The organism is Gaiella sp. (assembly GCF_035710885.1).
Taxonomy (GTDB): domain Bacteria; phylum Actinomycetota; class Thermoleophilia; order Gaiellales; family Gaiellaceae; genus Gaiella.
Genome location: NZ_DASTCS010000052.1, coordinates 38897 through 50409 on the forward strand (window position 1 = coordinate 38897; position 11513 = coordinate 50409).

Sequence of the window (11513 nt, forward strand, 5' to 3'; positions counted from 1 at the left end):
CGGAAGGGAGCGCGATGACCGACTTCAAGCCTGGCCTCGAGGGCGTCGTCGCCTTCGAGACCGAGATCGCCGAGCCCGACCGCGACGGCGGCTCGCTTCGCTATCGCGGCGTCGACATCGAGGAGCTGGTCGGCTCGGTTCCGTTCGAGAAGGTCTGGGGCTTGCTCGTGGACGAGTCGCCCGAGCCGGGCCTGCCGCCGGCGGAGGAGTACGTCGCACGCGATCTCACCGGCCGGACGCCCTCGGACCTCCAGACCGTGACCGCGCGCCTCGGCGGCGAGTGGGGGCTCGACAAGCTGATCGACATCTCCGACGAGGACGCGAAGGAGGATCTTCGGCGGCTGTCGGCGGCCATGATCTCCGTCTGCGCCCAGTCGGCGCGGCTCGCCGACGGGCACTCGGATCGCGTCGACCCTGCGGTTGTCGCCGAGGGCGAGACGACCGCCGAGCGGTTCCTCCTCGCGTGGCGCGGCGAGGCCGACCCGAAAGACGTCCAGGCGATCGACACCTACTGGATCTGCACCGCCGAGCACGGGCTCAACGCCTCGACGTTCACCGCGCGGATCGTCGCCTCCACCGGCGCCGACTGCGCGGCGGCGCTGTCCTCCGCCGTCGGCGCGCTCTCGGGCCCGCTCCACGGGGGGGCGCCAGCACGGGTGCTGCCGATGCTCGACGGCGCGGCCGCGGCGCCGTCCATCGAGGGCTACGTCAAGGATCTCCTCGACCGTGGCGAGCGGCTGATGGGCTTCGGGCACCGCGTCTACCGGGCCGAGGACCCGCGCGCCCGCCTCCTCCGTCGCACGGCGCAGGAGCTCGGCTCACCGCGGTTCGACGTCGCCGAGGAACTCGAGCAGGTGGCGCTGGCGGAGCTCCATGCACGCAAGCCTGACCGCGTGCTCGCGACGAACGTCGAGTTCTGGTCGGCCGTGGTGCTCGACGTCGCGGACGTGCCGCCGCAGCTCGCTCCGGCGATGTTCGCCTGCTCGCGCACGGCCGGCTGGTCCGCGCACGTCCTCGAGCAAAAGCGCCTCGGGCGCCTGGTTCGCCCCTCGGCCCGGTACGTCGGGCCGGCCGCCCGGTCCTTCTCCGCGGTCTAGATCGCGGTGGAGCTGGCCGAGGCAGCGGCACGCGCCGAGGAGCTCGCCCGGACACCCGGGAACGAGCAGGAGCTCGCCACGCTCCGGGGCCAGTGGGACGACGAGATCGAGTCGTCGGCCCGCAACGCGGACTACAGGGTCCGGGGGCAGGCGTACCGTGCGATCGCGCAGTTCCGCTTCCGGCAGAAGCTCGAGCTCCTCCGGCGAGGGCTCGAGGACGAGAGCGCCGGCGCCCGCGGCTCCGCCCTGATCGCCTTGACGACGCTTTCGGCCGAGCACCCGGGCGACGTGAACAAGTACCGACCGTTGCTCAACGAGCTCGCCGCCCGCGACCCGAATGCCGCCGTCCGGCGGCTCGCGATGCTCTGCCTGAGGAACGGCCCCGCGGATCGGGGCACGATCCAGCTGCTCGAGGGGATCTCGCAGGACGACGAGACGGATCGCGAGGTGCGGGAGGCGGCCCGCGCCGTCGCCGCTCTGCTTCTGAAGAAGTCCCGGGCGAAATAGGCTTCTCGCGTGGCATCGCCGCTCGTGGGGTTGATCATGGGCTCGCGCTCCGACTGGGAGACGATGAAGCACGCCGCGGAGACGCTCGACGAGCTCGGCATCGCGTTCGAGCAGCGTGTCGTCTCCGCCCACCGGACACCCGACCTGCTGTTCGAGTACGCCTCGTCCGCCGAGGGCCGCGGCCTGAAGGTGCTGATCGCAGGGGCAGGCGGGGCCGCCCACCTGCCGGGCATGGCCGCCTCGAAGACCGCCCTGCCCGTGCTCGGCGTCCCGGTCGAGTCGAAGGCGCTGTCCGGGATCGACTCGCTGCTCTCGATCGTGCAGATGCCTGCGGGCATCCCGGTGGGGACGCTCGCGATCGGCCGTGCCGGCGCGGTCAACGCGGCGCTCCTCGCGGCGGCGGTGCTCGCCGGCTCCGACGCCGCTCTCGCCGATCGCCTCCGGCGGTTCCGCGCGGCCCAGACCCAGGCCGTCCTGGACAGCCCCGACCCGGCTGCGTGACTCAGAACCTGTGTTGAATCGACACAGCGTCGCGTGACGCTGGTCGCCTGCATCGGAGGCGGCCAGCTCGGGCGCATGCTCGGGCTCGCCGGGCTCCCGCTCGGCGTGTGCTTCCGGTTCCTCGACCCGTCGGCTGAGGCCTGCGCCCGCGATGTGGGCGAGCTCCTGGTGGCGGAGTACGACGACCCCCGGGCCCTCGGGCGCCTCGCCGACGGAGCAGACGTCGTGACGTTCGAGTTCGAGAACGTCCCGGTCGAGGCGGCGGCGCGGGTCGGCGCCGTGCCCGGCCGGGCGGCCCTCGAGCAGGGGCAGGACCGGCTCCGGGAGAAGGAGCTCTTCCGGTCGCTTGCGATCCCCACCGCACGCTTCGGGTCGGTGGAGGAGACGGGGCTGCCCGCGCTCGTGAAGTCGCGACGGCTCGGGTACGACGGCAAGGGACAGCGACGCGTCGATGTCGCGGACGCGCTCGGGGAGGGGGAGCTCGCCGAGGAGCTCGTCGCGTTCGACAGGGAGCTCTCGATCGTCGGCGTCCGGGCGCGCAGCGGCGAGACGCGGTTCTGGCCGGTGGGTGAGAACCTCCATCGTGACGGGATCCTGCGCGTGACGCGAGCGCCTGCACCCGGCGCGCCGCAGAGCGACGCGGAGGCGATCTGCACGAAGATCATGGACGCGCTCGACTACGTGGGCGTCCTGGCGGTCGAGCTCTTCGAGGTCGGCGGTCGCCTGCTCGCGAACGAGTTCGCGCCGCGGGTCCACAACACCGCGCACTGGACGATCGACGGCGCAGCGACCAGCCAGTTCGAGAACCACCTGCGGGCGATCCTCGGCCTCCCACTCGGCCCGACCGAGCTCCGCGCTCCGTCCGCGATGGTCAACCTGATCGGCTCGGTCCCGGCGCTGGAGGCGATGCTCGAGCTCCCCGGTGCGCGGGTGCACCTCTACGGGAAGGCCCCGCGTCAGGGCCGCAAGGTCGGCCACCTCACCCTGATCGACCCGGCCGAGGACACGGTGCAGCGAGCCGTCGCCCTGGCAGACGCGCGCTGATCAGCCAGCGTCAGGCGCGCGCCCGGTCCGCCGCCGCGCGTGGGGATGCGCGCGGAAGTACGCCTCGCGCCGATGGCGGTCGGAGACGTGGGTGTAGCGCTCCGTCGTCGCGACGTCCGCATGGCCGAGCATCTCCTGGACGCTCCTCAGGTCTGCGCCGCCCTCGAGAAGGTGCGTCGCGAAGGAGTGGCGCAGCAGGTGCGGATGCACGCGACCGGGCTCGAGCCCCGCGCGGTCTGCGATCTTGCGCAGCACGAGGAAGGCCCCAGCGCGCGTCAGCGCGCCGCCGCGGGCGTTGAGGAACAGGTCGGGACGGTGGCGCCGGTCCAGATGCGGCCTGCCGAGCGCCATGTACCGTCGCAGAGCCTCGGCGGCGGGCCGGCCCAGCGGCACGAGCCGTTCCTTCCCGCCCTTCCCGAGGACCCGCACGATGCGGCCTTCCAGGTCGACCGACGCCTTGACGAGCCCGACGGCCTCGGAGACCCGCAGGCCGGCGCCGTAGAGCAGCTCGACGAGGGCGCGGTCGCGCATCGCACGAGGGGACGACCCGCTCGCCGCGTCCACGAGGCGCTCGGCCTCGGCCGGCGAGAGCGTCCTCGGCACGGTGCGCGGGCGCCGAGGCCCCGCGATCGCCGCCGCGGGGTTGTCGGAGCGCATGCCCATCAGCATCAGATGGCGGAGGTACGCGCGAACGGCGGCGAGCCTCCGGGCGATCGTCGAGGGCGCCCGGCCGTCCGCGCGCATCGTCGCGAGCCAGGCCTCGATCTCCTCGGTGGTCGCGTCTCCGACCCGGCCGTCCAGCGTCGAGGCGAACGAGGCGAGGTCACGGCGGTACGCGTCCACCGTGCGCGGCGAGCGGCGGGCCGCGAGGAGGAGCAGGAAGCTCTCGACATCAGGGTCGTGGCGGTCGCTCATCGCGGCGGGACCCGATTCGGCGGCGCGGTGCGTCCTCCTGCGCCGCCGCCGGTCGCCCGACCGGTGTCAGACACCGATCTCTGTCAAGCCCAAACTGTGCCGAATTCGTGCCAATCGCTTCACGTGCCCGGCCGAACCGCGTGGCGCCTTGCATCTCCGCCACAAGACCTTCCCTCAGCCGACCCGGTCGGGCCCGGCCCGACCGGACTCTTGACAGAGAACCGTGTCTGACACCGACTCTGCGACCTGCTGGGCCGCGTGGCGTGGGCGCGCCTACGAGCGCGGGTGGGCCCGGTCGTAGACCCGCCGCAGGCGGCGCGCGTCCACGTGGCTGTACACCTGCGTCGTCGACAGGGAGGCATGCCCGAGAAGCTCCTGGATCGTCCGCAGGTCGGCGCCTCCCTCGAGCAGGTGCGTGGCGTAGGCGTGCCGAAGGCGGTGCGGATTCGGCAGGAGGCGGCGGAGCATGCTCGTGTCGAGCCTCTTTCCTCGTACCGAGAGGAAGAGCGCGTCGCAGGCGCCCCGCGCGAGCGCGGGGCGACCGTCGCGGAGCCAGCGCGCGAGCAGCCAGGCGGCCTCCTCACCGAAGGGCACGAGCCGCTCCTTGCCGCCCTTCCCGCGGACGTGGAGGTGCTCGCGATCGAGGTCGACGTCGCCCAGGTCGAGCGCGACGGCCTCGGCCGAGCGGAGGCCGCACGAGTAGACGAGCTCCAGCAGGGCCGCGTCGCGCAGGGCCAGCGGCCCCTCGTCGCTGCCGGCGGCGTCGACCGCCCGCTCGACCTCCTCGAGGGCCGGCGTCTCGGGGAGGCGACGGGGACGGCTCGGCGCGAGCGCGGCGTCGGGGACGCGCGACGGCCCGAGCGCGTGTCGCACGAGCGACCGCACGGCGGACAGCCGTCGGGCGATCGTCGTGGGCGCAAGCCCGCGACGCGCACGCCCGAGCTCGGAGGTGTAGGCGGCGAGGGTGCGGACGTCGACGTCGTCCAGCGCCAGCTCGTGCTCGCGCAGCCAGGCGGCGAAGTCGCGCAGGTCGGCGCCGTACGCGCGCCGGGTCGCGTCGGAGAGCCCGGGGCTCGCGAGGAACCGGTCGATCGCGGCACGGGTGTCCACGTCTAGGGTTTCTCGCCCCTTCCGACGACGCCTGCCCATGCGAATCTTCCCCGTACTCGTCCTCGCGCTCGCAGTCGCGCTCGTCGGTGCGGTGTTCGCCGTGACGCGTGACGACGACGCCCCGACGGACGACACGGGACGCGTGACGCTCGTCGGCGACTCGCTCAACGTCGGCGTCGAGCCGTTCCTCCGAGACGAGCTCTCCGGGTGGCGGGTGGACGCCCGCGATCGCGTCGGCCGTACCACCCGGGAGGGGATCGACGAGCTCCGGCGCCTTGGCGCGGCGCTCGCGCCCGTGGTGGTGGTCAGCCTCGGGACGAACGACCTCGACGGCTCCGAGGAAGAGTTCCGCGGATACGTCGAGGAGGCGACCGAGATCGTCGGCCCAAGGCGTTGCCTCCTCTGGGCCACGATCATCCGGGACGGGGTCGAACGCACGGGCTTCGACCGGGTGCTCCGCGAGGCGAGCGCCGCGAACGAGAGCCTGCGGCTGGTCGACTGGGCGGAGATGGTCGCCCAGGACGACTCCCTGCTCGCCGCGGATCACGTCCACGGCACGCCCGAGGGGTACGCCCGACGCGCCGCGGAGACGGCCCGCGCAGTCCGCGCATGCCCGCGGACGAGCGGCTGAGCCACAATGGGGCTCTACGGGATCGTCCACCTGGTCGTCGGCCCGGTGGTGCGGATCCTCTGGCGGCTCCGCGTGGAGGGGATGGAGCGGATCCCGGCCGGCCCGGTGATCGTGGTCGCGAACCACGACTCGCTCGCCGATCCGTTCTTCCTCGGCGCCGCCATCGACCGGCCGCTCCGCTTCCTGGCGAAGAGCGAGCTCTGGTCGAGGCGTGTCGTCGGATGGGTGCTCGAACGGCTCGGCGGGATTCCCGTGGAGCGCCGGCGCGGGGACGTGGCGGCCGTCGCCGCCGCCGCCCGCGCCCTCGCGAGCGGCGACGCCGTCGCGATCTTCCCCCAGGGCACCGTCCTCGGCGAACGCGACCGGCCGTGGCAGCGCGGTGCAGCGCGGCTCGCGTTGACGACCGGGACGCCGATCGTCCCCGTGGCGATCCTCGGAGCGGCCGACGCGCTGCGACCGGGGACACGCCTGCCACGGCTCGCCCGCGTCAGCGTCCTCGTGGGCGAGGCCATCCCCGTCGAGCCGTTGGCGCCGACGATCCCGGCGACCCGCGAGCTGACAGCACGCGTGCGCGGCGCAGTCGAGGCGCTCACCGCGCGCTGAGCGGCCGCGCCCGGAGCCACACGGCGCCCGCCCTACCTGGGGCGCATGACAGCAGGCACACTCGATCCGTGCCGGGACGTCGCTGGGAATCCTTCACGAGCAGCGAGGTCCCCACGCGCCCGGCGGACCCTGCCGTCCGCAAGGCGAACCTGCACAGGATCATCCGGCTGTTCCGGCCCTACCGCGCACGGCTGGGGCTCGTCTCCTCGCTGATCGTCCTCTCCGCAGGCCTGGGCGTGATCTCGCCGTTCCTCCTGCGCGAGGTGCTCGACACGGCGATCCAGGTGGACGCCTCGACCGGGGAAGCAAGCGTGCGGATGGGGCTCCTCACCGCCCTCGTCGCCGGGATGGTCGCGATCCCGATCGTCACCGGGATCCTCGGTGTCTGGCAGACGCTGCTCTCGAACCTCGTCGGCCAGGCCGTGATGCACGACCTGCGCACGTCGGTCTACCGGCACCTCCAGCGCCTGTCGCTCGCGTTCTTCACCCGCACGCGCACCGGCGAGGTGCAGAGCCGGATCGCGAACGACATCGGCGGGATCGAGAACGTCGTCACGTCGACCGCGACCTCCGTGCTCTCCAACGTCACCACGGTGCTCGCGACGATCATCGCGATGCTGCTGCTCGACTGGCGGCTGGCCGCTTTCGCGCTCGCCCTGCTCCCGCTCTTCGTCTGGCTGACGAAGCGGGTCGGCGAGCAGCGCAAGAAGGTGACGGCCGAGCGCCAGGCGTCGCTGGCGGACGTCTCGTCGATCGTCCAGGAGTCGCTCTCGGTCTCGGGGATCCTGCTCGGCAAGACGATGGGCCGGTCCGCGGACCTCGCAGAGCGGTTCCAGACCGAGTCGGAGCGCCTTGCCGGGCTCGAGGTGCGAACGCGGATGACCGGCCGCTGGATGATGGCGGCCATCCAGACGACGTTCGCCGTGATGCCGGCTCTCGTCTACCTCTTCGCCGGCTGGACGATCTCGCGCGGCTCGGGCGCGATCACGATCGGCACGCTCGTCGCGTTCACGACCCTCCAGACCCGCCTCTTCTTCCCGATCGGGAGCCTCCTCGGCGTCCAGCTGGAGGTGCAGAGCTCGCTCGCGCTGTTCGACCGGATCTTCGAGTACCTCGACCAGCCGGTGGACATCGCAGAGGGGACGACGACGATCGAGCGGCCGACGGGGGACGTCGCGTTCGACGACGTCTGGTTTCGCTACGAGAAGGACGCCTGGACGCTCGAGGGCGTCACCTTCACCGTCCCTGCGGGCACGAAGACCGCGCTCGTCGGCGAGACCGGCTCGGGGAAGACGACGTGCGCGTACCTCGTCGCGCGGCTCTACGACGCGTCGCGCGGGACCGTGAGCATCGACGGGATCGACGTCCGCGAGCTGACGTTCTCGTCGCTCACCGCGGCGGTCGGCGTCGTCTCCCAGGAGACGTACCTCTTCCACGCGACCGTTCGCGAGAACCTCCGCTTCGCGGACCCGGACGCGACCGACGAGGAGGTCGAGGAGGCGGCGCGCGCCGGCCAGATCCACGACCTGATCGCGTCGCTGCCGGAGGGCTACGACACCGTGGTCGGAGAGCGCGGCTACCGGTTCTCGGGAGGCGAGAAGCAGCGGATCGCGATCGCCAGGACGATCCTGCGCAATCCGCCCATCCTCGTGCTCGACGAGGCGACCTCGGCGCTCGACACGCAGACGGAGCGGGCCGTGCAGGCCGCACTCGAGAGGCTGGCGGAGGGCCGTACCGTGATCGCAATCGCCCACCGCCTCTCGACGGTGCGCGACGCCGACCAGATCGTGGTGCTCGACCACGGCCGGATCGTCGAGCGGGGGACGCACGACGAGCTGCTCGCCCTCGGCGGCCGCTACGCGTCCCTCGTCGCCCGCGACGCGGACGTCGCGGACGTCGTTCCCACGCCCAGCTGAGCCGCGCTTCCGCGTTCAAGGGCGCGAACTCGGAGACGGGCGACTGCGCTGCCATGTCAGCCGTGCTGCGACTACCGTTTCGCTGTTCTCGAAGGAGGAGATCTCCCACCAATGACCGCGACCACGACCGAGTCCGGGCTGGAAGGCCACGGGATCGCCCCGTCGGGCGACGTGCTGCGGAACCCGACGACGTCCCAGCTGTACACCGACGCCATCCGGCGCGGCAACGACCGACTCGCCGAGGGCGGCCCGCTCGTCGTGGACACGGGGCGGTTCACGGGCCGCTCGCCGAAGGACAAGTTCATCGTGCACGAGCCGGGGTCGGAGGAGCGGATCTGGTGGGGGGAGGTCAACCAGCCCATCGACGAGACCCGGTTCGACGGCTTGCGGCAGAAGGTGGTCGACCACCTCTCCGCGCAGCAGCGGCTGTACGTGATCGACGGCTTCGCGGGCGCCGATCCGGAGCATCGAATCGGGGTGCGCGTCGTCTCGGCCAGCCCCTACCACGCTCTCTTCGCCAAGACGATGTTCATCCGTCCGACACCCGCGGAACTGGACGCTCACGAGCCCGAGGCGCTCGTCCTACACGCTCCAGGCGTCGAGGCCGACCCCGAGCGGGACGGCACGCGCACAGGCACGTTCGTCCTCCTGCACCCGAGCCGTACTGAGGTGCTGATCGGCGGGACCTTCTACGCGGGCGAGATCAAGAAATCGATCTTCACAGTGATGAACGACCGGCTTCCGCTCGAGGGGGTCTTCCCGATGCACTGCTCGGCCAACGTCGGCCCGGACGGCGACGTCGCGGTGTTCTTCGGGCTCTCCGGGACCGGCAAGACGACACTGTCCGCCGACCCCTCCCGCAGCCTCATCGGCGACGACGAGCACGGCTGGGGGACGAACGGCGTCTTCAACATCGAGGGCGGCTGCTACGCGAAGGTGATCAGGCTGTCCGCCGAGGCCGAGCCGGACATCTTTCGCACGACCCGCACCTTTGGGACGATCCTGGAGAACGTCGCCGTCGACGAACGGGGTGTGATCGACCTCGACGACGACTCCAAGACCGAAAACACGCGCGCGGCCTACGAGCTCGAGCAGATCCCCAACGCCCACCCGTCGAAGATGGCCGGTCACCCGCGCAACGTCGTCTTCCTCACCGCCGACGCCTTCGGGATCCTGCCGCCTATCGCCCGGCTCTCGAGCGAGCAGGCCCAGTACTGGTTCCTCTCCGGGTTCACCGCGAAGCTCGCGGGCACGGAGATCGGCGTCACCGAGCCGCAGCCCACGTTCTCGACCTGCTTCGGGGCGCCCTTCATCCCCCAGCGTCCGGGCGTCTACGCGACGATGCTCGCCGAGAAGCTCGACGAGCACGGCTCGAGCGTCTGGCTCGTCAACACCGGCTGGACGGGAGGCCCGTTCGGCGAGGGTCGTCGCATGCCGATCAAGGCGACGCGCGCGCTCCTGCGCGCAGCCCTCGCCGGCTCGCTGCACGACGTGGCCTACCGTGTCGACCCTGTCTTCGGCGTCGAGGTCCCGGTCGCCGTGCCGGGCATGGAGACGGCGCTCCTCGACCCGCGCTCCACCTGGGCGGACCCGGAGGCGTACGACGCGAAGGCGCAGGAGCTTGCCGCCATGTTCCGCGAGAACTTCGAGGGCAAATTCGCGTCGGAAGTCGACCCGGCGGTCGCGGCGGCCGGGCCTCCCGCGGCGTGAGCGTCCGGCAGCTACGCGTCGTCGTCACGGCCGACGACTACGAGGAGGCGCTTCGCTTCTACCGCGACGTGCTCGGCCTGCCCGAGCTCGGCGCGTTCTCGGGCGAGCACGGCGACGTGACGATCCTCGATGCCGGTCGGGCGACGCTCGAGCTGTCCGATCCGCCCCACGCCGCCTACATCGACCAGGTGGAGGTGGGGAGGCGCGTTGCCGGCCATATCCGGATCGCGTTCGAGATCGACGATGCCACGGAGAGCACACGACTTCTGGCCGAGGCCGGTGCTCGTGTGCTCGCGGGGCCGACGTCCACGCCGTGGGGGTCGCTCAACGCGCGGCTCGAGGCGCCGGCCGGCCTCCAGCTGACGCTGTTCGAGGAGCGCTCGGACGGCGGGCCCGAGCGCGTCGTCGCGTAGCTCGGCCTCCGGGCGCACGTCCTTCCGGCCACCATCGAGCAGACGCAGACGTCACGTCGGGGCCGCTCGTCGCGTGCGCTTCGGCGGGCCTCGGGAACGGCCCATCCGATAGGTTCCAAGCGATGGACGCACCTTTCGACGTGCTCGTCGTCGGCGCCGGCTGCGCGGGCATGCGCGCCGCGATCGAGGCGCACGATGCCGGTGCGCGGGTGGCCGTGGTCTCGAAGCTCCACCCGACCCGCAGCCACTCGGGCGCGGCCGAGGGGGGCATCAACGCGGCGCTCGGCAACAAGGCGGACGACAGCCCCGAGACGCACGCGTTCGACACCGTCAAGGGCTCGGACTACCTCGGCGACCAGGACGCGATCGAGGTCTTCACGCGCGAGGCGCCGAGTGACATCTACCAGCTGGAGCACTGGGGCTGTGTCTTCTCGCGCGACCAAGACGGCAAGCTCGACCAGCGCCCGTTCGGCGCGGCCGGCTCGCCGCGCACCGTGTACTCCGCGGATATCACGGGCCACGTCCTCATCCAGGTGCTCTACGAGCAGCTCCAGAAGCGCGTGGACCAGGGCCTCGTGGTGCTCGAGGAGTACTTCGCCTTCCGGCTCGTGGAGGAGGACGGCCGCTGCACTGGGGTCATCTGCTGGGATCTCCTGAACGGCGGGGTGAAGGCTGTGACGGGATCGGCGACGATCCTCGCCACCGGGGGCGTCGGTCGCCTCTACCGCGCGACGACGAACGCCTACGCCTGCACAGGGGACGGGATGGCGATGGCCCTCCATGCGGGGCTTCCGCTGAAGGACATGGAGTTCATGCAGTTCCACCCGACGACGATGTACCCGTCGGGGATCCTCATCACCGAAGGCTGCCGGGGTGAGGGCGGCTACCTGCTCAACAAGGACGGCGAGCGGTTCATGAAGCGGTACGCGCCGAACGCGCTCGAGCTCGCCTCGCGGGACGTCGTGTCCCGCTCCGAGACGACGGAGATCGAGGCGGGCCGCGGGGTCAACGGCTCCGTGATGCTCGACCTTCGCCATCTCGGCCCGGAGAAGATCCTCAACAAGCT

Annotated in this window: 12 protein-coding genes; 10 read left to right on the forward strand and 2 right to left on the reverse strand. The window is 71.9% G+C overall.

Annotated elements, in window-relative coordinates; genetic code table 11:
• The first annotated feature begins 14 nt into the window (after positions 1–14).
• Genes VFO26_RS13000 through VFO26_RS13015 form a run of 4 tightly spaced genes read left to right on the forward strand, consistent with a single transcriptional unit; the run spans position 15 to position 3149 of the window.
• On the forward strand, positions 15–1097 hold the full coding sequence (locus VFO26_RS13000) for a citrate synthase 2 (RefSeq protein WP_325115441.1): 1083 nt from the start codon (positions 15–17) through the stop codon (positions 1095–1097).
• Between the two features lie 6 nt (positions 1098–1103).
• Positions 1104–1604, forward strand: a complete 501-nt coding sequence (locus VFO26_RS13005; protein WP_325115442.1) for a HEAT repeat domain-containing protein — start codon at positions 1104–1106, stop codon at positions 1602–1604.
• 36 nt (positions 1605–1640) lie between these two features.
• Complete coding sequence (gene purE / locus VFO26_RS13010) at positions 1641–2105, forward strand: 5-(carboxyamino)imidazole ribonucleotide mutase (RefSeq protein WP_349259086.1); 465 nt, start codon at positions 1641–1643, stop codon at positions 2103–2105.
• 39 nt (positions 2106–2144) lie between these two features.
• A complete protein-coding gene (locus tag VFO26_RS13015) occupies positions 2145–3149 on the forward strand; it encodes a 5-(carboxyamino)imidazole ribonucleotide synthase (RefSeq protein ID WP_349259087.1) in 1005 nt (334 codons plus the stop codon).
• Here VFO26_RS13015 and VFO26_RS13020 read toward each other — a convergent pair whose 3' ends face one another.
• Together VFO26_RS13020 and VFO26_RS13025 are read right to left on the reverse strand one after the other, a co-directional pair.
• Positions 3150–4064: a tyrosine recombinase gene (locus tag VFO26_RS13020; RefSeq protein ID WP_325115445.1), complete on the reverse strand. Its 915-nt coding sequence runs from the start codon at positions 4062–4064 to the stop codon at positions 3150–3152.
• 273 nt (positions 4065–4337) lie between these two features.
• Positions 4338–5174, reverse strand: a complete 837-nt coding sequence (locus VFO26_RS13025; protein ID WP_325115446.1) for a tyrosine-type recombinase/integrase — start codon at positions 5172–5174, stop codon at positions 4338–4340.
• A gap of 37 nt (positions 5175–5211) precedes the next feature.
• Between VFO26_RS13025 and VFO26_RS13030 the strand changes: the two genes are divergently transcribed.
• The 6 genes from VFO26_RS13030 to VFO26_RS13055 all read left to right on the forward strand — a co-directional run.
• On the forward strand, positions 5212–5805 hold the full coding sequence (locus tag VFO26_RS13030; RefSeq protein WP_325115447.1) for a hypothetical protein: 594 nt from the start codon (positions 5212–5214) through the stop codon (positions 5803–5805).
• 6 nt (positions 5806–5811) lie between these two features.
• Positions 5812–6408, forward strand: coding sequence for a lysophospholipid acyltransferase family protein (locus tag VFO26_RS13035; protein ID WP_325115448.1), 597 nt, complete (start codon positions 5812–5814; stop codon positions 6406–6408).
• A gap of 68 nt (positions 6409–6476) precedes the next feature.
• Complete coding sequence (locus tag VFO26_RS13040; RefSeq protein WP_325115449.1) at positions 6477–8324, forward strand: ABC transporter ATP-binding protein; 1848 nt, start codon at positions 6477–6479, stop codon at positions 8322–8324.
• 111 nt (positions 8325–8435) lie between these two features.
• Complete coding sequence (gene pckA / locus VFO26_RS13045; protein WP_325115450.1) at positions 8436–10034, forward strand: phosphoenolpyruvate carboxykinase (ATP); 1599 nt, start codon at positions 8436–8438, stop codon at positions 10032–10034.
• Positions 10031–10447 (forward strand): VOC family protein, encoded by a 417-nt coding sequence (locus VFO26_RS13050; RefSeq protein WP_325115451.1) that lies wholly within the window; start codon positions 10031–10033, stop codon positions 10445–10447. Before pckA ends, VFO26_RS13050 begins: the two co-directional genes overlap by 4 nt.
• A 122-nt stretch (positions 10448–10569) precedes the next feature.
• Positions 10570–11513 (forward strand): FAD-binding protein (locus VFO26_RS13055; protein ID WP_325115452.1); only part of this gene is annotated, 944 nt, incomplete at its 3' end.